At 34.9% G+C, this 23895-nt stretch carries 23 protein-coding genes; 14 read left to right on the top strand and 9 right to left on the bottom strand.

What is annotated here, in order from left to right:
- Positions 1-4: 4 nt before the first annotated feature.
- The 3 genes from DBR39_RS21515 to DBR39_RS21525 are packed head-to-tail and all read right to left on the bottom strand — an operon-like array spanning position 5 to position 2737.
- Positions 5-697 (bottom strand): tRNA1(Val) (adenine(37)-N6)-methyltransferase, encoded by a 693-nt coding sequence (locus tag DBR39_RS21515; protein WP_124536560.1) that lies wholly within the window; start codon positions 695-697, stop codon positions 5-7.
- A complete protein-coding gene (locus DBR39_RS21520; protein WP_103232312.1) occupies positions 697-2151 on the bottom strand; it encodes a sensor histidine kinase in 1455 nt (484 codons plus the stop codon). Before DBR39_RS21520 ends, DBR39_RS21515 begins: the two co-directional genes overlap by 1 nt.
- 1 nt (position 2152) lies before the next feature.
- Positions 2153-2737 carry a riboflavin synthase gene (locus tag DBR39_RS21525; protein ID WP_103232313.1) on the bottom strand — a complete coding sequence of 195 codons (585 nt, stop codon included), beginning with the start codon at positions 2735-2737 and terminating at the stop codon, positions 2153-2155.
- A gap of 48 nt (positions 2738-2785) precedes the next feature.
- On the opposite strand from DBR39_RS21525, the gene pdxA reads away from it, so the two are divergent.
- The 5 genes from pdxA to accC all read left to right on the top strand — a co-directional run bounded on the left by pdxA (position 2786) and on the right by accC (position 6828).
- Positions 2786-3877 carry a 4-hydroxythreonine-4-phosphate dehydrogenase PdxA gene (gene pdxA / locus DBR39_RS21530; RefSeq protein WP_124536562.1) on the top strand — a complete coding sequence of 364 codons (1092 nt, stop codon included), beginning with the start codon at positions 2786-2788 and terminating at the stop codon, positions 3875-3877.
- A gap of 84 nt (positions 3878-3961) precedes the next feature.
- The gene (locus tag DBR39_RS21535) at positions 3962-4492 is read left to right on the top strand and encodes a YceD family protein (RefSeq protein ID WP_124536564.1); all 531 of its coding nucleotides are present in this window, start codon (positions 3962-3964) and stop codon (positions 4490-4492) included.
- A gap of 67 nt (positions 4493-4559) precedes the next feature.
- On the top strand, positions 4560-4763 hold the full coding sequence (gene rpmF / locus DBR39_RS21540) for a 50S ribosomal protein L32 (protein WP_002976251.1): 204 nt from the start codon (positions 4560-4562) through the stop codon (positions 4761-4763).
- Positions 4764-4890: 127 nt separating this feature from the next.
- Entirely contained in the window at positions 4891-5373 is a 483-nt protein-coding gene (gene accB / locus DBR39_RS21545; protein WP_103232315.1) for an acetyl-CoA carboxylase biotin carboxyl carrier protein, read from the top strand.
- 99 nt (positions 5374-5472) lie between these two features.
- Entirely contained in the window at positions 5473-6828 is a 1356-nt protein-coding gene (gene accC / locus DBR39_RS21550; RefSeq protein ID WP_124536566.1) for an acetyl-CoA carboxylase biotin carboxylase subunit, read from the top strand.
- A gap of 51 nt (positions 6829-6879) precedes the next feature.
- On the opposite strand, the gene DBR39_RS21555 is transcribed toward accC, so the two are convergent.
- On the bottom strand, positions 6880-8547 hold the full coding sequence (locus DBR39_RS21555) for a hypothetical protein (protein ID WP_124536568.1): 1668 nt from the start codon (positions 8545-8547) through the stop codon (positions 6880-6882).
- Positions 8548-8656: 109 nt separating this feature from the next.
- Here DBR39_RS21555 and rocD point away from each other — a divergent pair, with 109 nt between their 5' ends.
- Genes rocD through DBR39_RS21590 form a run of 7 tightly spaced genes read left to right on the top strand, consistent with a single transcriptional unit; the run spans position 8657 to position 15679 of the window.
- A complete protein-coding gene (gene rocD / locus DBR39_RS21560; RefSeq protein WP_124536570.1) occupies positions 8657-9904 on the top strand; it encodes an ornithine--oxo-acid transaminase in 1248 nt (415 codons plus the stop codon).
- Complete coding sequence (locus tag DBR39_RS21565; RefSeq protein ID WP_124536572.1) at positions 9905-10687, top strand: glycosyltransferase family 2 protein; 783 nt, start codon at positions 9905-9907, stop codon at positions 10685-10687.
- Position 10688: 1 nt separating this feature from the next.
- The gene (locus DBR39_RS21570) at positions 10689-11453 is read left to right on the top strand and encodes a polysaccharide deacetylase family protein (protein WP_124536574.1); all 765 of its coding nucleotides are present in this window, start codon (positions 10689-10691) and stop codon (positions 11451-11453) included.
- 52 nt (positions 11454-11505) lie between these two features.
- The gene (locus DBR39_RS21575) at positions 11506-12252 is read left to right on the top strand and encodes a glycosyltransferase family 2 protein (RefSeq protein WP_124536576.1); all 747 of its coding nucleotides are present in this window, start codon (positions 11506-11508) and stop codon (positions 12250-12252) included.
- Between the two features lie 4 nt (positions 12253-12256).
- The gene (locus DBR39_RS21580; RefSeq protein ID WP_124536578.1) at positions 12257-13243 is read left to right on the top strand and encodes a hypothetical protein; all 987 of its coding nucleotides are present in this window, start codon (positions 12257-12259) and stop codon (positions 13241-13243) included.
- Positions 13244-13246: 3 nt separating this feature from the next.
- The gene (locus DBR39_RS21585; protein ID WP_124536580.1) at positions 13247-14434 is read left to right on the top strand and encodes a glycosyltransferase family 4 protein; all 1188 of its coding nucleotides are present in this window, start codon (positions 13247-13249) and stop codon (positions 14432-14434) included.
- Positions 14435-14437: 3 nt separating this feature from the next.
- On the top strand, positions 14438-15679 hold the full coding sequence (locus DBR39_RS21590) for a glycosyltransferase (protein ID WP_124536582.1): 1242 nt from the start codon (positions 14438-14440) through the stop codon (positions 15677-15679).
- Here DBR39_RS21590 and DBR39_RS21595 read toward each other — a convergent pair whose 3' ends face one another.
- The 4 genes from DBR39_RS21595 to DBR39_RS21610 form a co-directional block, all read right to left on the bottom strand.
- The gene (locus DBR39_RS21595) at positions 15680-16939 is read right to left on the bottom strand and encodes a glycosyltransferase (protein WP_124536584.1); all 1260 of its coding nucleotides are present in this window, start codon (positions 16937-16939) and stop codon (positions 15680-15682) included. It abuts the gene before it with no gap.
- A gap of 27 nt (positions 16940-16966) precedes the next feature.
- Positions 16967-17620: a glycosyltransferase family 2 protein gene (locus DBR39_RS21600; protein ID WP_124536586.1), complete on the bottom strand. Its 654-nt coding sequence runs from the start codon at positions 17618-17620 to the stop codon at positions 16967-16969.
- Positions 17621-17622: 2 nt separating this feature from the next.
- On the bottom strand, positions 17623-18420 hold the full coding sequence (locus DBR39_RS21605) for a hypothetical protein (protein ID WP_124536588.1): 798 nt from the start codon (positions 18418-18420) through the stop codon (positions 17623-17625).
- Between the two features lie 182 nt (positions 18421-18602).
- Positions 18603-19988, bottom strand: coding sequence for an MAC/perforin domain-containing protein (locus DBR39_RS21610; RefSeq protein ID WP_124536590.1), 1386 nt, complete (start codon positions 19986-19988; stop codon positions 18603-18605).
- A gap of 432 nt (positions 19989-20420) precedes the next feature.
- Here DBR39_RS21610 and gltX point away from each other — a divergent pair, with 432 nt between their 5' ends.
- On the top strand, positions 20421-21929 hold the full coding sequence (gene gltX / locus DBR39_RS21615; RefSeq protein WP_124536592.1) for a glutamate--tRNA ligase: 1509 nt from the start codon (positions 20421-20423) through the stop codon (positions 21927-21929).
- Between the two features lie 49 nt (positions 21930-21978).
- Positions 21979-22935: an acetyl-CoA carboxylase carboxyltransferase subunit alpha gene (locus tag DBR39_RS21620; protein WP_124536594.1), complete on the top strand. Its 957-nt coding sequence runs from the start codon at positions 21979-21981 to the stop codon at positions 22933-22935.
- Positions 22936-22991: 56 nt separating this feature from the next.
- Here the strand turns inward: DBR39_RS21620 and DBR39_RS21625 are convergent, their stop codons facing one another.
- Entirely contained in the window at positions 22992-23765 is a 774-nt protein-coding gene (locus tag DBR39_RS21625; protein ID WP_124536596.1) for a DUF6759 domain-containing protein, read from the bottom strand.
- Positions 23766-23895 lie beyond the last annotated feature (130 nt).

Below are 23895 nucleotides of genomic sequence, written 5' to 3' on the forward strand. Positions count from 1 at the left end.
CCCCCTATTTAAAAACATGAAACTCTTTAGTGAGTTCAAGATATTGGTCCGAGTATTGTCTCGGACTTTTTTCTATAATAAAGTCAGATTCGCGGATCTCTTTTTCTTCCAATGAAAACTCCAGAATCAGTCTTTTAGCTTTTGAATTTTCAATCCCTTTGATATTTACCTTTCGGTTCAGAAACAGATTATTTTCTTTTCCAATTGATATAAAAACCGCTCCCGCTTCCACAGGAATAATTACTGAGAAAATACCGCTCCCAGACAGAAACCCGGACGCTTTGGATATTAACTGCCTGAAATTTAATTCTACAGTTTGGCGAGCAATCTTATCTTTCTCTGATCCTGACTCCTCAAAATAAGGAGGATTAGACACAATCAGATCAAATTGCTCTTCAGATTCAAAAGTTTTAAAATCCTGATGTTTATTTTTCAGCCTTGCATGAAATGGGGAATTTTCAAAATTGAGCTTTGTAAGCAATACAGCATCTTCATTAATATCAAGTCCCAAAAAATCAGCCTGCAAATTTCTTTGCGCCAGCATTAAAGAGATCAGTCCTGTACCTGTTCCTACTTCCAAAATATGGGAAGCATGTTCAACATCAGCCAAAGCTCCAAGCAGGACACCGTCTGTTCCTACACGGAAGACGTCTTTAGACTGCTGAATTTCAAATTGTTTAAATGTAAAAGGCTTCACTATAAATTGGTAGGCAGTGTAATAATGAATGTGGACCCCTTCCCTACTTCAGATTTCACAGAGATCTCCCCTTTATAATCTTCAATCATCTTTCTTACCATCGATAATCCAAGTCCCATTCCGCTGTTTTTAGAAGTAAAATTCGGTTCAAAGATTCTTTCGTACATATTATCGGGAATTCCTATTCCGTTATCCTGAACAGAAATAATAACTCTTCTCTGATGCTGTTCTACATCTACATTGATGATGAGTTTTCTCTGATCACTTTCTGCCTGTTTTGCATTGGTCACAAGATTGGTTATAATCCTGGAAAGATATATTCTATCCATATTGATCATAATATTGGTTTTGTTGGCATGCATGAAAATACTGTCATCATTGAATACACGGAGAATATCTTCAACCTCTGTATTCAGATTGATCACCTCATTATTTTTTTCAGGGAGTTTTGCAAATTCTGAGAAAGCCGAAGCTACCGTAGCAATCAGGTCGATCTGATCTACCATGGTTTTGCTCATCTGCTTTACTTTTTCTTTAATATTCGGATCTTCCGGATCAAATTTTCTTTCGAAATTCTGAATCGTAAGTTTCATCGGAGTAAGTGGATTTTTCACCTCATGGGCAACCTGCTTGGCCATTTCCCTCCATGCTTCTTCTGAAGCTTTGAAACGCAGCCTTTCCTTCTGATCCTGGATTTGAAGAATCATCCTGTTATACGCTCTAGCCAAAGCATTAAGCTCATCATTTTTATAATATCTGATAGGACGCATTTCATTTTCAAATAATGTAATACGGGTAATCATATCAGAGAACTTCGTAATTGTTTTGGCAAGGCTGTTGGAGGTCACCCAGCTGATCCATACACTAAACAGGATAAGGAATATATCGACTAAAAGAATGTATTTTACATATTGATGAAGAACCTCCAGATAAGCAGATTCATTGTGATATAAAGGAATATAGACAATTCCGATAGGCTCAAGCTCATTGTTTTTCAACAACAGATATGAAGAGGTAAGTTTAGCATCTTTAGAAGCATCATAATTTACCATATCTACCCTTGCATCGGTAGACAGCATTCTATTGACGATCTCTATGGGAATCGTTTTCTGCTCTACCAGGGCTTCATCTTTATTGGAAAGCAGATAATCTCCCTTCAGATCATAAATAAAAATGTCATGCTGGTTGATATCCGCTATTTCAAAGATTTTATTCCCTAAAACTTTCGGAAGGTCTTTTGTTTCTATAAGAGTCTGGCTTACCGCATAGTCCAGATACCGCATAACGGCATTGGTCTTATCCTGCATATCGATATTACTCTGCTGCAGAGAGTGATTCCTCAACACAAAGTAAGGAACGAGCGATGTAGCCACAACACTTAAAAAGCATACCAGCAAGAAGCCGAAAAATACCCGGTTCCTTAAGCTATATCCTTTATACTTATTAATTGACATTCTACTTTTTAATTAACCTAGCAATATACTTACCAATAATATCAAATTCCAGGTTAACTTTATCACCAATTTTCAAGTTTTTCATATTGGTAAATTCCCAAGTATAAGGAATAATGGCTACAGAAAACTGAGCATCTTCACTTTTAGCAACCGTCAGGCTGATTCCATTTACCGTGATTGATCCCTGAGGCACTGTTACAAAGCTTCCGTCATTCTCATATTTCATCGTAATGAAATAGCTTCCGTCTTTATTTTCAATACCTACAACCTCACCTGTTTTATCAACATGTCCCTGAACAATATGTCCATCCAGTCTTCCATCCATCTTCATGCAACGCTCCAGATTCACAACAGTTCCCAATTCCCACTTTCCAAGATTCGTCTTTTCCAATGTTTCATTGATGGCTGTTACTACATATTGATTGTCTTTTATCTCTACAACCGTAAGACAGCAACCGTTATGCGCAAGGCTCTGATCAATTTTTAATTCGTTTGTAAAAGGGCATGTAAGGGTAAAATCTATATTGCTTCCTTTTTCTTCAATCTTATCAATAACACCAACTGCTTCAATAATTCCTGTGAACATATTATTTTTTGCTAAATTTGTAAATTATAATCTTCAAAGATAATCAAAATGAGCCCAAAAAACCATAAAGTACGAGTAGGAATTTCAATCGGTGATTTCAACGGCATCGGCCCGGAGATCATTATGAAGTCTCTGAATGACAAAACCATTACAGATTTTTTCACTCCTGTAATTTTTGGCTCGGGAAAATTATTCACTTATCAGAAAAACATCTTTAAGCTGAATCTTAATTTCAACTATGTCAACGAAGCTTCGCAGGCTCAGCCAGCAAAACTTAATATGGTGAACCTTACCAAGGAGAACGTTAATGTAGAATTAGGAGTTCCAACAGAAGAATCTACGAAAATGGCTATTGATTCTTTGGAGGCCGCTACAGAAGCTTTGATGAAAGGAGATATTGATGTTTTAGTTACCGCCCCCATCAATAAGGATGAGATGGTAAAAATGGGTTTTAAACATACAGGACATACAGGGTATTTTGAAGAAAAATTCGGCAAAAAGGGATTAATGTTCCTGGTAACCGAAGACCTTAAAGTAGCTGTATCCACACATCATATTCCAATTGCACAGATCACTGAAAACATTTCAAAGGAAAAAATAAAGAAGCAGATCAGAGTTTTAAACCAAACGCTTATAGAAGATTTCTGTGTTCAAAAGCCTAAAATTGCAGTTCTTGGATTAAATCCTCATGCAGGAGACGGCGGTGTTATCGGAAATGAAGAAATTGAAATCATCAGCCCTGCCATCAAAGAACTTTCTGACAATGGTATATTGGCATTCGGACCTTTTCCAGCAGACAGCTTCTTCCAACCGAATAAATATAAAAGTTTCGATGCTGTTTTAGCGATGTATCATGATCAGGGATTAGCTCCTTTCAAAACACTTGCCTATGAGGAAGGTGTCAATTATACAGCAGGCCTTCCGTTTATCAGAACATCGCCTGATCACGGGGTAGCTTATGATATTGCGGGGAAAAACATTGCTGATGAACAGAGTTTTACTGAAGCGATCTTCACTGCTATTAAGATTTTCAAAAACAGAAGTGAATACAGAGAACTCATGAGCGAGCGTCTTCAGCCTAGAAAAATGGCTACAGACAATGGAATAGACGAGGATCTACCGGATGAAACTGAAGCATAAATCTTTAAAACAAATTTTAAATTAATTTGTTTCAGATTTTATTTGTTATTATAAAAAAAATGCATATTTTTGCACACTCATTTTATGGACAAATTAAGAAACTATGACGTAAGCTTTTCCGGACTTAAAAACGGAAAACACGAGTTCAAATTTGAGATAGATAAAACGTTCTTTCAATTATTTGACACTGAGCAGGAATTTACAAATCCTAGAATAAAAGTAGATGTATTACTTGATAAACACACTACTTTCTTAGAATTTGAAATTAAAATAAAAGGATTGGTCGAGTTGGTTTGTGATATTACAAATGAAAATTTTGACTATCCTATTGAGAATGAAATCAAGATTTTGGTGAATTTCGGGGAAGAATATGATGACAGCAACGAAGAGGTCATTACGATTCCTACCAGCGATCATGCATTCAACATAGCGCATTTGATCTATGAAAATGTAATGCTATCTATCCCAATGAAGAAGGTTTCACCGAATATAAGTGACGAAGATCTTAATATTCTTAACCAGTTCAGTCCCAAAGAAGTTGAGGAAATTGAAGAAAAAGAACATGAAAGTGATCCTAGATGGGACGCTTTAAGAAAATTAAAAGACAATAATTAAATAGAATAATTTAAATATGATGAGATGATGAATCTCATCGCTCATCAATTAAAAAAGTTATTAGAAAATGGCACATCCAAAGAGAAGACAATCGTCCACAAGAAGAGATAAGAGAAGAACTCACTACAAAGCTGTAGTTCCTCAATTAGCTAAAGATGCAACAACAGGAGAGCTTCACCTATACCACAGAGCTCACTGGCATGAAGGAAAACTTTACTACAGAGGTAAAGTAGTATTGGAAAAAGAAGTAGCTGCTACTGAAGAAAACTAAGAGTCGCTTTTCGTTGAAAAAGCCTCATTTTAATACAAAAACCGCCCAATTTTGATAAAATTTGGCGGTTTTTTGTTGTTTTTTACGTTTTTTTGGTATCTTTGACCCAAAATCAAATATCAAATTTATGGACATTAAAGACATACAAAATCTTATTAAGTTTGTATCTAAAGCTGAAGTTTCAGAAGTGAAGTACAAGACTAAAGATTTCGAAATCACTATTAAAACTCCATTAGCTGGAAGCGATGCTGTTTATGCACAACCTGCAGTATACCACACTGCTCCGCAAGCGGTAGCTGCTCCGGCACCTGTTGCAACTCCGGCTGCTGCTCCTGCTGAGAAAGCTGAAGCTGCATCTGATGACAGCAAATATATTACAATCAAGTCTCCAATGATCGGTACTTTCTATAGAAAACCATCTCCTGATAAAGATGTATTTGTAAATGTAGGTGACGAAGTTTCTGTAGGTAAAGTAGTTTGCGTTATTGAAGCAATGAAACTATTCAACCAGATTGAATCAGAAATCAGTGGAAAAATCGTTAAAATTTTAGTTGACGATACGACTCCTGTAGAGTATGACCAACCATTATTCTTAGTAGATCCATCTTAATTAGAAGTTAGATGTTAGACATTAGATGTTAGACTAAAATTCTACATTCAAATAACATTAATCTAATTTTCAAATTATCTAATTTTCAAATTTAAGAAGATGTTCAAAAAAATATTAATAGCCAATCGTGGCGAAATTGCAATGCGTATTTTACGTACTTGTAAAGAAATGGGGATCAAAACCGTTGCTGTATATTCTACTGCTGACAAAGACAGTCTTCACGTAAGATTTGCTGATGAAGCGGTATGTATTGGCCCTGCAATGAGTAAAGACTCTTATCTTAAAATCTCTAACATTATTGCGGCTGCGGAAATAACCAATGCCGACGCTATCCACCCAGGTTACGGATTTTTATCTGAAAATGCTAACTTTTCAAGAATCTGTCAGAAGAACGGGATCAAGTTTATTGGTGCTTCTCCTGAACAAATTGAGAAAATGGGAGACAAAGCAAACGCCAAAGCGACCATGAAAGAAGCTGGTGTACCATGTGTACCAGGTTCCGACGGATTGATCGAATCTTACGACCACGCTGTAAAAGTGGCTGAAGAAACCGGATACCCGGTAATGATCAAAGCTACTGCTGGTGGTGGTGGAAAAGGGATGAGAGCCGTTTGGAAAGCTGAAGACCTTAAAGATCACTGGGAATCTGCAATTCAGGAAGCTATCGCTGCCTTTGGAAACGGAGGTATGTATATGGAAAAACTGATTGAAGAGCCTAGACACATCGAAATTCAGGTTGCTGGTGACCAATTCGGTAAAGCATGCCACCTTTCTGAAAGAGACTGTTCTGTACAAAGAAGAAATCAGAAACTGACTGAGGAAACTCCTTCTCCTTTCATGACAGACGAACTTCGTGAGAAAATGGGTGACGCTGCTGTAAAAGCTGCTGAATTTATTGGATATGAAGGTGTAGGAACTATCGAATTCCTTGTAGACAAACACAGAAATTTCTATTTCATGGAAATGAATACAAGAATCCAGGTAGAACACCCTATTACTGAGCAGGTAATTGATTATGACCTTATCAGAGAACAAATTCTTCTTGCGGCAGGAACTCCTATTTCAGGAATCAACTATTATCCTAAATTACATTCAATCGAATGTAGAATCAACGCAGAAGATCCTTACGCAGACTTCAGACCGTCTCCAGGGAAAATCACAGGATTAAACATTCCTGGCGGACACGGAATCAGAGTAGATACTCACGTATACTCCGGATACAGCATTCCTTCTAATTATGACTCAATGATTGCTAAGCTTATCACTACGGCTCAAACCCGTGAAGAAGCTATTGCTAAAATGAGACGTGCCCTTGAGGAATTCTATATTGAAGGAGTAAAAACAACCATTCCTTTCCACAGACAACTGATGGATAACGAAGATTATCTTGCTGGAAACTATACTACAAAATTCATGGAGGATTTTGTAATGGATAAAAAATATGATAATCACTAAGATTACTATTACCATATAAAAACAGACAGTTCCTTGAACTGTCTGTTTTTTTTATAAATCATAAAATTCTTCACCATCTTCACTTAGCCATCCCGCTTTTCCATTTTCATCTTCAAAACGGGAAAAACGCATTGTAAGGTCATCCAGTTTTTTATACTTAATCTCTACATCATTGATAAAAGCAGACCTTGGTGAATACAGCCCTAATTTACCATCTCTTTTCAGCTTATAATACCGGTCCAAAGAAATATTACTATTCGAAAAATCGCGGCTTGAATAATAGGTGCCTCCAAGACTCAGCATTGGCAGATCGGCTTTGAGATCTAAAATATCATCATAAGAATCATAAGAATTGCTGTTAGAATTATTCTGTTGTGATGTTAAACCTAAATAATCCACATGATAGAAAGGAAGTTCCTTACTTTCTTCTGAAACCACCAGAAAAAAAGGAATAAATCTATTTTCTTTTGTTTTCCTTTTTAAAACCACAGTCATAGGTTTTGAAGCAGTAGATTTCTGAAACAAAACGTTCTCATCATCTTTATTAATAGATGAAACACCTTCAAAGGGATTTAAGAAAGAGTATTTATTTTCCATCCGTATTTCATTACTTGCAAGAGGAGGATGAAATGATGAAACTCCATAATAAAAGACTTTATTATTTAAAGTAAATTCCTTTTCGTTGAATTCAAAATTTACATATTCCGATCTGGACATGCCCATTCTTGCACCACAGACAGCAAAATCTCTTAAATTATTTATAAATTTTGATGTTTTACTTTTTTTATAAATCTCATCTACTGTTTTTATTTCATTCCCGTCCAGTACAACATACATAAGCAGTCCATCATAGGTAGGTCTATGCCTTATAAAATTGGGGTTGAATCGAGTAGGCAAAATTTTCCGATATCCTTTTTCTATAAGCTTATTTCCATAGAAATCATAAAAATACCACAGACCATTCTCCTTTGCTAATATAGCATCAGCACAAACCATAATTTTCTCAAATGAAGGGGTGAGAACAGCAATATCCTGATCATCATTTACACCGTATACTATTTTATCTCCAATAGTTTTTTTAGTAATTTTCAAAATCTGAGCATTGAAAAGAGTAGCAAACTTTTTATCAATAAATAGTACATCGCTGTTTCTAAACATATTTTTGAGCAGATCTTTCGCTCTAAAAAGATAAATATTGCCATCTACAATAAAAAAGTTAATCCCTTCAACCTTTTGAAAAGCATATTTTAAACTATATTTACTTGCATCCTCTTCTAGTTTGTAACCATAGTTTTCCTGGTATAACAATTGAGTAATATGGCCAGAATATGTTATCTGCCTCTGCACATTATCTGTTAATAATAATGAGCCATAGAAACAATAAGAGTATGATGTTTTTTCCCTTTTGTCAATAACTTTGAACGGCTTATTTCTAAACTGATCAAATTCTTTAATATCATCCGTTTTGATTGAACTGGTAAGTTGAGCGTCTTTCAAATAAAGATTCTCTTCTTCCTGATTTTTGAACGTTTCGGTCCTTGTTTCTACAAGTTTTATTTCATTATTCAGTTGATATCTTTCGATTTTATAGGTGAATTCTTTTTGAAAAGTATAAATATAAAACTCGCGATAGCCATTATGAAACAGAAGATATTTTTTATCCTGAGCCTTAACAACAGATAAAAATATTGCGAAAATAATTAATAATAGTTTTTTCATTCAGCAGGGTTATTCATTTTAATTTCAAAAATACATTTTTATTTTTCTCTAAAAATGCTAACATCTTAATCTCGCTAATATTGCGTAAATTTGTAGAAAACCTAAATATATGTCAACAGCAGAACAAACAAAAAACTCACAGTATTTTATTGACCTTGAAGACAAACATGGAGCACATAATTATCACCCACTTCCAGTAGTTCTAGATCGTGGAGAAGGTGTTTTCGTTTGGGATGTAGAAGGCAATAGGTATTATGATTTTCTTTCAGCATATTCAGCTGTGAACCAGGGACACTCTCACCCTAAAATTGTAGGAGCATTAGTAGAGCAGGCACAAAAGCTGGCTTTAACTTCAAGAGCTTTCTACAACTCCAAATTGGGAGAATACGAACAGAAAATTACAACTCTTTTTGGGTTTGATAAAGTTTTACCCATGAACTCCGGAGCTGAAGCGGTAGAAACAGCAGTAAAATTAGCCAGAAAATGGAGTTATGAAGTAAAAGGAATTTCGGAAAATGCCGCAAAAATAATTGTTTGCGAAAACAACTTCCACGGAAGAACCACTACTATTGTTTCTTTCTCTAACGATCCTGACGCCAACCAAAACTACGGACCTTTTACCCCCGGATTTATCAAAATTCCTTATAACGATATTGCAGCATTAGAAGAAGTGTTGAGCAGAGAAGCCGGAGATATTGCAGCATTTCTGGTAGAACCTATTCAGGGAGAAGCCGGAGTATATGTTCCAGATGAAAATTTCCTTAAAAATGCTTCTGAACTTTGTAAAAAGCACAACGTTCTTTTCATTGCGGATGAAGTTCAGACTGGTATCGCAAGAACAGGTAGACTGATTGCATGCCACCATGAAGATGTACAGCCGGATATCTTAATCTTAGGAAAAGCACTTTCCGGAGGAATGTACCCTGTATCTGCTGTTTTAGCCAATGACAGCATCATGAATGTGATCAAACCTGGACAACATGGTTCTACATTCGGAGGAAACCCAATTGCATGTGCAGTTGCAGTTGCAGCACTAGATGTAGTAGCTGAAGAAAAACTCTCTGAAAGAGCTGAAGAATTGGGACAACTGTTCAGAGCTGAAATTGAAAAGCTGATCGAAAAGTCAGATCTTATTATTAAAGTAAGAGGAAAAGGACTTTTAAATGCGATCCTGATCAATGATACTCCTGAAAGCTCTACCGCATGGAACCTTTGCTTACAGTTGAAAGAAAACGGATTACTGGCAAAGCCTACCCATGGTAACATCATCAGACTGGCACCACCATTGGTAATCACTGAAGAGCAATTGCTGGATTGTGTGAAGATTATTGAAAAGACTATTCTTGAGTATAAATAAATGGCTCTTTCCCTTGCAATCATTACTTATAATGAGGAAGAAAATATCATAAGACTTTTAGATTCATTAGTAGATATAGCTGATGAAATTATCATTGTCGATAGCTTTTCTACGGATAGAACAAAAGAAATTTCTACTCAAAAATATCCTCAGGTACAATTCTTTGAGAAAAAATTCAACGGGTATGGTGAACAAAAAAACCATGCCCTTAGTTTATGTTCCCAAGAATGGGTTCTATTTCTGGATGCTGACGAAGTTCCTGATGAAACCCTGAAAAGATCCATACAAAAGATCGTTTCTTCAGCAAACCCAGAATTCAATGTATATAAGGCCAAATTCAACAATCATCTCGGTTCTCACCTGATCAAATATGGAGGTTGGGGAAATGTATACCGTGAAAGGCTGTTCAGAAAAAAATATGCAATGTATTCTGATGATAAAGTCCATGAATTTTTGATTACCGATCAAAAAACCGGCCTCCTGGAGGGAAGACTGGATCATTATACCTACAAAAGTATCCATCATCATGTCTCAAAAATCAACAAATATTCCGATATGATGGCGGAAAAAATGTTTGAAAGAGGAAAAAAGATCAACAGATTCAAAATCATTGTAAGCCCAATATTTGAATTTATCAAAGTTTTGATTTTCAAACGTGCTTTTCTGGATGGATTTCCTGGGTTTTATATTGCCAAAACGATGTCCTATTACACCTTTTTGAAATATATTAAACTGCGTGAAAAAATAAGACTCATGGAACTTGAAAAAAAAAGGTTAAAATAATATGATCTTTTATTTGATTCCTATTATATTGGCGGTATTTATCGTCGTGTATTTCCGTCTGTATCTTTTTGCTTTCCCATACAACAGACTGGTTATTCTCATGTACCATCAGATTGAAAAAGAAAGTCATGAAGATCTTACCATAAGTCTGGAAAATCTTGAACAGCAGTTTTCTTATCTGAGCCGTAAAAAATATACTTCCAAGTTTTTTTCAGAGCTCAGTATTGCTACGAAAAAAAATATCATTATCACCTTTGATGACGGATATAAAAATAATCTTGAGTATTTACCGTCTTTATTGGAAAAATACAATCTCAAGGCTACCATTTTTATTCCTACAGGGTTTATTGAAAAAGGATATAAAAATTATTCCATGATGACTTTTGAAGAAATCAGAAATCTGGATAAAAATTATTTCGAAATTGCACTTCACAGCCATGCTCATGAAAACCTGAAAAATGCCTTCATCGAGTTTATAGAAAAAGATCTAGAAAGGAATATGGAAGTTCTTGACGCTCATAATATAGAGTATTCAAGGGTTTTGGCCTATCCTTACGGAAAATACCCTCAAAAAAAAGAGGAGAAATCTGCTTTTTTTTCTATTTTGAAAAAAATAGGAATTGATTTTGCAGTAAGAATTGGAAATAAGGTGAATTATTTCCCTACACAGCATCATTACGAACTGTGCAGGGTTGATATAAAAGGCAAAGATTCGCTAATAAAGTTCAAATTAAAACTTATCTTTGGAAGATTAAAACTATTTTAAAAACGATTTTAAAGAAGTATCAGTGTACTTCTCTATCAAACAAAGCGTTGTAATGAATATAACTGGTTTGATCATAACATATAACGAAGAAAAAAACATACAGGATGTCCTTGAGTCTTTTGATTTTTGTGATGAGATAATAGTAATAGACTCATTTAGTAAGGATAAAACTGTAGAAATTGCAAAGAAATTCCCCCATGTAAAAGTGATTCAAAATAAATTTGAAGACTTTACAAAGCAAAGAAATCTGGCTCTGGATGCTTCTAAAAATGATTGGGTATTATTTTTGGATGGTGATGAAAGAATAACTCCTGCGTTAAGGCAGGAAATTATAGAGGAGATGAATAAACCCGGGCAAAAGGATGCCTATTATTTTTACAGGAAGTTCTTTTTTGCCCAGAAACCGATTCATTTTTCAGGAACACAGTCTGATAAAAACTTTAGGCTTTTCAGAAAATCGAAGGCCAGGTATATGGCAGGAAAAAAGGTACATGAAACTCTGGAAGTTAACGGAACTATCGGTGTTTTTAAAAATAAATTACTTCATTATTCCGTTTCAGATTATGAATCATATAGAAAAAAAATGGTTCATTACGGAATTTTAAAGGGGAAAGAACTGGCTGCAAAAGGGAAAAAGTACAGTGTTTTAGTTCAATATCTTAAAACAGCTTTTAAATTCTTTAAAGCCTACATAATGAGACTTGGTGTTTTAGACGGTAAAGAAGGGTATCAGTTATCTTACCTGCAATCTTTAAGCGTCTATGAAACCTATGAATCATTAAAAAAAGAGCAAAATTAGTTGAATGAAGATTTGTATCATTAGTTATGATTTTTGGGATTATGATAAGTATATTGTTGAAACATTATGCAAACGGGGTATTGATGCGCATCATGTAAAGATCAGTACCGTTACTCATTCCAACTTCAATGAAAGAGCAGTAAATGCTTTAAGCAAAACTTTTTTAAGCAAAAATCTTAAGACTGAAAAAAGACAAAAATACGTTCTGGATTCCCTGGAAAAACTGGGACACCAGGACCAGATACTGGTGATGAACCCGGATACATTTGATCTTTCGACCCTCAAAAAGATTAGAAAATACACAGACCGCCTGGTTACCTATCTTTATGATAATCTTGAAAGAGTTCCTGTAGAGGATAAACTCTATCTTTTTGACAAAGTGTTCTCTTTTGACTATATAGATGTCAAAAAGCACGGATTTGAAAAACTGACGAATTACATCTATCTTCCTCACTGTGCGAAAGAAACCCAGCAACCGGAAATGGATCTTTTCTATATCACATCCTATGATAACAGAAGGGTTTCCCTGATAAAACTGCTGGCTAAAAAGCTCATTGAGCAAGGGCTGAAATTCCAGATTATGATCATCGGAAAAAAATCATGGAAACATCAGCTGACCAATATGTTCATGACCGTACCTAAAAATCTTTTTCTGATTTTCAGCATCAAAAAGATTCCTCATAACGATCTTCCAAAATATTATAAGAACTCAAAGGTTTTGCTTGACCTGATGCGAGAAGGCCAATATGGGCTTAGCTTCCGCGTTTTTGAGGCCATGTCTCTGGAAAAGAAAATCATTACTGATAATGAAGCCATTAAAACCTATGATTTTTACAATCCCAATAATATTTTGATTTTAAACAAAAATATTAGTAATCTTGACAAATCTTTTTTTGAAAAACCTTACGAAAAAATTCCGGAAGAAATCTATTACAGATACACTTTGGATAGTTGGGTAAATAAAGTTTTTGAACTGGATACTAAAAACTAGCAAATGGGAATCTTAAAAAAAATAAAAAAACACTTCGAAAGAAAAGAAAAACTCAAATATCTTCAGTCTCAGGATATTGTCAACATCAATCTGTATGACGCTTCCCAAAAAACAATCCTGTTTGCTTCAAGAGATTTTCCTGCCCATGATAAAGAATCCGGAGCCAACAGACTGAAAGAACTTATATTTATTTACAAAGAATTAGGATATAACTGCATTTTATTCGCTCCCCATATTTTTGAAGACAATTCTTATGTAAAGTTTTACCAGCAGCACAATGTTATTGTCTATACAGAGAACAATAAGTATAAAAATATCTATGATTTTCTGTCTTCTTTTAAAAAGATAGATTACGTTTGGTTTAATGGTCCTCTGGCTCTGAATCTGTTCTACAAAAAGATGAAATCCCTTTTACCTTCTGCCAAATTCATTTACGATATGGTAGATATTCATTTTTTAAGGTTTAAAAGAGCGATCGAACTGGAACCAACCCGTATTTCTTTAAAGAAAAATTATAAACATTTTTTCCGTCTGGAAACCGTTGTTGCCCCACAGCTGGATTACATTATTGCGATCTCTGATAAGGAGAAAGAAATTATGAGCCAGTACGCGGATCAAAATAAGATCATTACTATTTCCAATATCCATTATCCTAAAATTGATATTTCTGAAAGGAAAAATTTCAATGAGAGTAAAGGAATTACTTTCATTGGATCTATCCACGAACCGAATATAGATGCTGTAAAGTTTTTATATGAAAAAATAATGCCCATTGTCTGGAAAACAAATCCAGAACTGGAAGTAAGCATCATCGGAAATGTTGCTGAAAAGCTGGATCTTAAACTATATCCTAAGTTTAAATTTTTAGGGTTTGTGGAAAGCATTGAAGAACATTTCATGAATTCGAAAATTATGGTAGCTCCTTTAAGATTCGGAGCTGGAGTAAAAGGAAAGATCGGACAGGCCTTTGAGTTTTTTTTCCCTGTAGTTACCACAGATATCGGTGCTGAAGGAATGAAACTTACGGATAAAAAAAATGTATTGATTGCCAATGACGAAAAGAGTTTTGCAGAAGCGATTATTCAGCTGAATAATAATGAAGAGCTTTGGAATACTTTAAGCCAGAATTCTGTGGACAGTCTGAGAGCATTTTCCCCCGAAGAAGTAAAAGAAAAACTTAAAACATTATAATCCATGTCATTAAGTGTAAATTATCATGGTTTTTTTGACGGTAATTTTGGAATTTCCGAAGCGACCCGATTGAATGCCTTAGCATTGGAAACGATCGGCATCAAAGTAAACCGTATCAATTATTCCAGTGAAACTTTTGAAAGAATCGATAGCGGTGCTGAAGCAGCATCTCTGATTAATATTTTCCACATTAACATCAATTTTATCAACAATTTTTTCTCTAAGAATCAGGATCTGAATCTTAAAGATCATTATAATATCATTTACTGGGCCTGGGAATTTCCTGAAGTTTCTGATAAGGTTGTTGAAATATTAAATGTTTTTGATGAGCTGTGGGTACCTAGTGATTTCTGTGTGAATATTTTCACAAAATATACAGGAATTCCGGTGATCAGATTTTCTCATCCGATTCAAAAAATGGCTGAGTCTAAAGACTTTGAACTGAGCCAGTATAATATTTCTCCAGAGTCAAAGATCTATCTTACGATTTTCGATTCTTTGAGCACGACGATCAGAAAAAATCCGGAAGCTACGCTTGAGGCCTTCACAACGGTTTTCAAAGAGGATAAAAACAGTGTTCTTATTGTAAAAACACATAATCTTGAAAGAAGTAAAGATGCTCAAAAAGCATTGGAGGCATACAACAATATTCCCAACGTGATCATCATCAATGAGCATTTTTCAAAGGAAAAGCTACACTCTCTGATCCAGCAGTCTGATGTGCTGATCTCGCTTCACGGTTCCGAAGGTTTCGGTCTTACAATGGCAGAGGCAATGGCTTATGGAAAAATCGTAGTCGGAACAGGCTATTCCGGAAACCTCGATTTTATGAATGTAAACAACAGTTTCCTGATACAGTATGATTTCATCAAAACTTCCAATACAAAAGGATTGATTGATGAAGGGTTAACGCTTGCCAAGCCCAGCCTGAAAGATGCCGTTGAAAAGCTTCAGTATATTAAAAATAATTTTGACGACCTGGCTTCAATAAGGGAAAATGCAAAATCTCAGATCGCTGAAAACTTTTCAATCCAGTCCATTGGGGAATTGTTCAAAATTAGATTGAATTTTATTGATAGTTTTGGTAAAAAGGAAACTACTGGTGGCAGTGATGTAAATAATGTCTTTTACCTGAGCGAAATTGAAAGATTACATACGAAAGTCAACTATCTTGAAAGAACTCTTTACAATAAAGCAAGAAAGAAAGTGAATGCTTTCCTCAAAAAAATCAAAGGCAAGAAGTAATTATTTCTTGCCTTTTCTATTTCTGAAATACATTTTAATATTGTAAATAAACTGAATCGGAGCACTTTTCTTGTAGATTCTCAAATCTTTTTTTAACAGAATGTTTTCCACATACAGTTTGATTAATGTTGATTTGTTCTGTTCAATTCTTTTTTCATTAAAAAGCTCTTCACATCTCATTTTGATCAGCTGTCCTACTCTTTTCAGCGAAAGGTTTTCCATAATGGTTTCCTGCCCTTTTTCAGCTTTTTCCTGTACGTCTTCCCTTCCTTCATAAACAGCTGTTAAGTAATCTCCTGCTTCCTTCAATGAAGGTTCTGACCAGACTGTATTTGCTGAATAATTGATCACATTGGAGTCGGAAACAATCACTTTTGCTGGAACCAAAAAGCTATTTTCTGTATTCATAAATTCCAGATTCCCGGAATATCCTGTTGCAATCACAGGTTTTTTAAAATACATCGCCTCAGCCATTGTCAGACCGAAACCTTCGGATCTGTGAAGAGAAATATAGCTGTCACAATTGCTGATCACATAGTTCAGTGCATTTTTATCAAAAACCTTTTCAACAATTTTGATCTTCTTTGAATCTCCTATTGCCTGGATCAGTTGCTCTTTTTCCGTAGGAAATCTTTGAGAGCGTGAAGTTTTAATCGTCAGAAATGCATTATTTTTTCCCTGATCAAAAGTTTCTCTGAAAACTTTAATAAGATTGATCACATTTTTCCTGTCAACGGAACTATTATAATCAAAGATGAATAGGAAATTGAAAAGGCTTTTATCATAAAATTGTAATGCATCTTCATCATCGGTTTCTTTCAAATCAATATTGATGGGATGTGGAATAACCTTTACCGGAAGGCTCACATATTTTTCAATGCATTCTTTACAGTAAGTAGATGGCGTCCAGATCTCATCAAAAAGGTTCATATTCATCACATAATCTTCAGGAATTGTTTCAGACTCCCATGCCATGTAAAGAATATTATATTTATCCTTAAAGAATGAATGATCAAAATAATCAAAGAAGTTAGGAGTCTCTGAGGGAGATATCTGAATCAGATTGATCGGATACGGTGCATGATCAGAAAACTCCGTAAAAGTAAGGTCATTATTATTATGATTGGTCGTCACATTATAATTGATCAGACTGATAGGAACCCCTACACTCTGTATCGCCTTACAATTAAGTCTTGTTGCTTCAGCAATGCCAAATTCTCCATTAATAAATCCAAAAACGTTAATTCCTAAATCTGCCATTTTAGTTTTCAATATAATTCAAACTGATTAATCTTCCAATGTTTCATAAAAATCATTCTGCTTTTTCTGCTTTTCAAAATTCTTTTTATGCACTAATGATAATTCGTATTTTTTGGGAACTTCTGTAAAGTTCTTGTTTCCATACAAAACTTCATGTACTTTGTTTTTCCAGAAGATTTTTTTATTGTTCTTGATAATCCTTGCCTGGTAGTCAGGGAAATTGATATATCCTTCGGCATTCATATCCCAACCCATCTGCTGTACATATTCTCCTGTAATTCCTTCTACAATATTGATTCTTGGTACGAGGAACATTTCAACACTTTTTTCTTTTTTAAGATAAGGTTTCAATGTTTTGATGAATTGCTCGGTAGGATATTCATCTGCATCAATCTGGAACAGATACTGGCAGTTTGCTTTTTCTATTAACCTGTTTTTAAAAGTGGCAAAATCCCCGTCCAGTCTTGCTTCAAGTTTTACAATAGTATCATAATTAGCAAGCAATTCTGTCACTTCTTTGTTTTTATTGGTGATATCCTGAAGAACAATAATCTCATCATTCTTGTCAATCAAGGGAAGGAGGATCTCCAATAATTTTTGTAGTTCTTTTACTTCATCATTGACGGTGATTCCGTAAGAAACTGTTATAAATTTGCTGGAAAAGCGTGAAAGTAGGCTCATAACTAATTGTAGATTATAGGATAATTGCCGGAAAAATGGGTGAAGTAATTTTCAGCAATAATCTGTTGTACATAATTTTTATATTTCTTTGTGGGATAAAAGCAGGTACCCGTTTTTTTGTAGTAATATCTTCTGAAAAATCCCGGAAGTTTTCTCTCATTATTTTCTACTTCATTCCCCTGTTCTGTTCCTTTTATCTTGTATAAAATCTGAACATTGAATGCAGGTGGTAAAGCTTCAAACCAATTATTGATCTGGGAAAAATAGGCGAATGGCGTTTCTTCAAAACTATTCAGCTCACCTTGATTATGATCTGAATAATAATATTCTTCAAAGATATCAGCCACTTTTTCAGGTCTGAAAACAAATACACCGCCATTGATGCTTCCTTGTAATAAAGGATTCATTTCAAAATGACGATCTGTAAAATATATTTCACTGGTCTCTTCCAATATTCTCGGAATATGTCCCCAGGTTTTATTGAACTCTTCTGTTCCTCTCGGATCCAAAATAGCGCCAAAATATTTGTCTTCCGGAAGATAATCAAAAATTGAAGGTGCTTTATCTGAAATTATGATATCAAGGTCTAAAAAAAGAACCATATCATAATCTCTTGTTTCTGCAGGAATCAGCAGTTTTTGAGATAGAAGCGGACGATGAAAAGTATCATCCATAGGTTTGTCAATGATCTTTAAATCTGCTCCACATTTTTTGGCATAGCTTTCAAACCTTGCTCTGTTTTTGTTGTACATTTTCCAGTACTTCTCTCCTACAATAAAAAGACAGATTGCTTTTTTCATTGATCCTCTAAATTTATAAGTTACAAAAATACATTTTTAATGATAAGGCTGCCTGAAATATTCTTTCGGTATTGTCATTATCAGCGAAAAAAAAATAGTTATTATTAAATTCTCTTCTTCACTGCATCAAAAAACCGTCCCAAAAATGAGACGGTCTGCTTGTAAAATATCAATATATTTAATTAATAGGCATAGAATTCAATTCCTTCAGAAGCATAACCAGATGGTCTTACGCCTGATCTTGAATAATAATGATCTTTACCATTCCAATATCTGTAAATAGGAACAGTATTAGGCTGCTGAGTTGCAAATGCGTTAAACTCAATTCCTTCTTCTACATACCCCTGGTAATACCCCGGAGTTCTTGTATAATAGTGATCTCTCCCGTTATAATATCTGTAAATAGGAACAGTATTTGGAGCTTTATATAAGAATGCATTGAACTCTATCCCTTCAAAAGAATACCCGCTATAGCTTCCCGGAGTTCTTGTATAGTAATGATCTAATCCGTTGTAATATCTGTAAATTGAAATGGTATTGAATTCAAGATACACTTTATTGTCAATAAGATATTGATCTACATAAGCTTTAAGCTGTGCTTTTTTAGCCGCATCTTTCACTAGATCATAAATAATCACCAATCCGTTGTTTCCAAAATCTACCAAAACTGAATTGCTTGCATTAGAGCTGTTCTGCCAGTTGGAAATATTAATTTTAGGATTTGTCTGATCAAGATTCAGATCTCCTACCAATCCTTTTGAAGGGTCTCCTCCTCTTGTTTTATAGGCTAATTTTTTAGAATAGTTCATGGATGATTCAGCAGTGTTCACATCATTTGTAACATCTACATCAAAAATATCTTTCATCCCTACTTTCACCCCGATTCTCGCAGCACGATCGCGGCTTTGGCTTCTTGTTTCTGCCTGGAACATAACATCCAGTTTAGCACCTGTATAAATATCAAGTGTTACGTGAGTTCCGTAGTCCTGTACAATCTGTTGTGGAGTTTTTGTCTGCAGATCCTGAACAAATTCCGGAGTCAGATAATCTCCCAACATATCTGTCGTCGCATTGAACCTCAATCTTTTCTGTCTGATAGTCAGGTTATAACTTCCGTAGATGTATTTTGCATCAAACTTATTGTTTGTCGTCACTGCAGAATTGAATCCTACTGAAAGTGTTTTCTTAAACAATGGGATACCGGCTGTAACATTTACCTTGGTAGAAACCATTTTAGAGTATGACTCTGCATTTTCACCATATTCCTCAACATATTCCTGTGAGAATGTGTTTTCACTAATTAACCTATTCGCCTGCTCTGTTTTAAAACGGTCAATATCGATCACCTTAAAACCTGCTGCGGTAGCATTGGCATATTCACCGGCAACATTATAACCATGCCCTAAGACATCATAAATTCCGTCTCCTGCAAATTTGGCAGCCGATAAACGATTGGCTTTTGCTGCGGGACTGTCGGGCGTTACTTCAGTATTCAGCTCTTCTGTAGAACATGAACTCATGAAAAGCATCAGTAAGCTACTGAAGCAAAATAAAATTTGTTTTTTCATAGTATTATTTAAAAGTTTCGGCAAATATAATATTCAACAAGCAGTGATAAAAACAATCGCACAATGATATATATCATTATTTAGTGAATTTAACATTTAATTAAACTCCTATTAATAAATGATATACCCATCACTATTTGTGATTTAAGAAAATGAAAAGAGTAAAAATCTAATTAATCAAACACGTCAGAAGCTTTTATTTCCAGCACAACCCACCAGTATAGGGCTTACATTTTCACAACACCCTATTTTAAATTATCATTTATAGCTTACAATAATTATTCGCCATTATACGATTGATCGCTTTTAAACAGTGTTTCATGAAAATCTATAGAAATAAATAAAAAAGTTAGAGTCAAAAAACCAATACCGGGTTATAAATCATCTCGTAAACGCATAATTTTAAGTAAATTTGCAAAAATTAAAATTGAAATGGAGAAAGTAAGAGTACGTTTTGCTCCAAGTCCTACAGGACCTTTACATTTGGGAGGCGTAAGAACTGCATTATATGATTATCTTTTTGCTAAAAATCAAGGGGGAGAGTTTGTATTAAGAATTGAAGATACAGATACCGCAAGATATGTAGAAGGAGCTGAAGAATATATAGAAGAAGCTTTAGAATGGTGTGGAATTATCCCTGATGAAAGTCCTAAGAAAGGAGGGAAATATGCTCCTTACAGACAATCTGAAAGAAGAGATATCTATGACCGATATACAGAGCAGATCTTAAAAACAGATTATGCTTATATCGCTTTTGATACTGCAGAAGAATTAGATGCAATTCGTGCAGAATACGAAGCAAAAGGTGATGTTTTCTCTTATGACAACAAAACCAGAAACCGTTTAAGAAACAATCTTGCCCTTTCTGAAGAAGAAGTTCAAAAACTATTGGACGAAAAGACTCCTTATGTCGTAAGATTCAAAATGCCTGTTGACAGAGTATTGAACCTTCAAGACATTATTCGTGGAAAATTCTCCGTCAATACGAATACTTTAGATGATAAAGTTCTGGTAAAGAATGACGGAATGCCAACCTACCATTTCGCAAACATCATTGATGACCACGAAATGGAGATTTCTCACGTCATCCGTGGGGAAGAATGGCTGCCTTCTTTAGGACTTCACACCCTTTTATATGAAGCAATGCAGTGGGAAGCACCACAATTTGCACACCTGTCTTTAATTTTAAAACCAGAAGGGAAAGGTAAATTAAGCAAAAGAGATGGTGATAAATTCGGGTTCCCGGTATTCCCGCTTGATTTCAAAGATCCTGTTACAGGAATAGTTTCTAAAGGATACAGAGAAAACGGTTATCTTCCTGATGCTTTCATCAATATGGTCGCATTATTGGGATGGTCTCCTGCAGATGATAAAGAAATTCTTCCTTTGGAAGAGATGATCAAAGAATTTGACCTTCATAAAGTACATAAAGCTGGCGCAAGATTCAGTAAAGAAAAATCTGAGTGGTTCAACCATCAGTATATTCAGATGAAATCTGATGAAGAGATTCTTCAAATCCTGAAAAATACAGATCTTGATTTTTCCGGTGCTTCTGATGAGAAACTGCTAAAAGTAATTCATCTGATGAAAGAAAGAGCTACTTTCCCGAAAGACATCTATGAAAACGGAAAATTCTTCTTTGAAGCTCCAACTTCTTACGATGAAAAAGCGTCAAAAAAAGCTTGGAATGATGAGACTTCTGCAATTTTAGGAGAATTGGCATCTGCTTTTGAAGCTACAGACTTCACTGCTGAAACATTGAAGCAGACAATGCATGATTTTGCTGAAAACAAAGGATTGGGTATGGGTAAAGTGATGATGCCGCTACGATTGTCTTTAGTAGGAGAATTGAAAGGACCGGACGTTCCGGATATTCTGGAAACCCTTGGTAAAGAGGAAAGTGTCTCCAGAATAAACAATGCTATAAATAATTTTAAATAGAATAACCATAATTTTTCATACATTTGAAAGATTTAATTTACTTCAAGAAATGGAATATTTAAGTTTCGAACTTCCTATCAAAGAATTGATGGATCAATACCAGACGTGTTCTTTAGTAGGAGAAGAAAGTGGTGTTGATGTAAAATTAGCATGCAGCCAGATTGAGGATAAGATTTTAGAAAAGAAAAAAGAAATCTATGGAAATCTTACCCCTTGGCAAAGAGTACAAATGTCTCGTCATCCAGATCGTCCTTATACCTTAGACTACATCCACGGAATGGCAGATAAAGGCAGTTTCTTAGAGCTTCACGGAGACAGAAATTTCGCTGATGATCCGGCTATGATTGGAGGATTGATTACCCTTGACGGTCAAAAAGTAATGATCATAGGGACTCAAAAAGGTAGAACAACTAAAGAAAGACAGCACAGAAGATTTGGAATGCCAAATCCGGAGGGTTACAGAAAAGCTTTAAGACTGATGAAGCTTGCTGAAAAATTCAATATTCCTGTGGTAACTTTAGTAGATACACCGGGAGCTTATCCAGGATTGGAAGCTGAAGAAAGAGGACAGGGAGAAGCTATTGCAAGAAACATTTTTGAAATGGTTCAGCTGAAAACACCAATCTTCACTTACATCATCGGAGAAGGAGCCAGTGGTGGAGCATTAGGAATAGGTGTTGGAAATAAAGTATATATGTTGGAAAACACCTGGTATACCGTAATTGCACCTGAAAGCTGTTCTTCTATCTTATGGAGAAACTGGGACCACAAGGAAGATGCAGCCAATGCATTGAACCTTACTCCGGCAGATGCTTTAAGAGAAAAGTTTATCGACGGGATTATTGAGGAACCGCTTGGAGGTGCTCATTATGACCAGGAGACAACTTATTTAAACTTGAAAAATTCTATTTTACAAAATATCAAAGCTTTCTCCAAATTTACAGGACAGGAGCTTGAAACCCAGAGACAAGATAAATTCATTGCGATGGGTCAGTTTAAAGGATAAAAAATAAAAAGGTTAAGAATTTCTTCTTAACCTTTTTTCTTTAGTTTTCGTCTGTTCTATTCTGCAACGTTAAGTGCTATTTCAATATCCTGTTCAATTTTCTTTAAAGAAGAATATTTGGCATCACACACCATGGTGGTCATGACATATTCACCTTTATCTACCAAAATAAAGTTTTCTCCTTTTGCAGGAACAGTTAGGTTATAATATTTTTTGCCGCTTATCTTTACAATAAGGTTACAGGATGATCTGTTTTTAATATTGACATACGCTTCACTTTTATTGACGTCATTATTAAAGAGATGAGTCAACATGGCTGCCCTTCTTTTATTTTCTTCGCTTGGTTCAGATTTAGATGTTCCCGCAGTCTTCGCTGCAGATCCCGTTGAACCTACTGAAGCAAATGTCGTTCTTCTTTCTTCTTTCAAAGCATCAATAGCAGCAGCTGTATTATTAGAAACAGGTTTACCATTAGCGGTATAAGTTTTATTCGCTGCGACTGTTTTACCGCTGTTTAGTTCGTTATTCTTTACGATATTTTCAATTTTTTCTTTACTGATCGGTTTTATTGTAGGCTTTGCTTCGGGAGAATTCCCTGCCATAATAATATCAATCAGTTTTCTTTTAAAAAAATCTGTTTTAGCGTGTCCCGGATTCTGTTTCAAAAAGCCGGCAATTACTCTTGCCTCTTTTGAAATCTCAGCTTCCTGTTCTGTATAGATGATTACCGTTTCTTTTTCAACAACAGCTTTAGATTTTGTTTTTTTCTTTTTTTGGGAAAAACCAAGTGAGAAAATGCATATAAATAGGAGGAAGAAGATTTTTTTCATTAATCAAATCTTTAAAATAGTATTAAATATATTAATAACGTGAAAAGTCATTTTTTAGTTTATCATTAAAATCATTATCTTTGCACTGCTCTAAATTTAAGCTAAAAATTAATACTAATCTTAAATAAAA

It is taken from the genome of Chryseobacterium sp. KBW03 (assembly GCF_003852415.1).
GTDB lineage: Bacteria > Bacteroidota > Bacteroidia > Flavobacteriales > Weeksellaceae > Chryseobacterium > Chryseobacterium viscerum.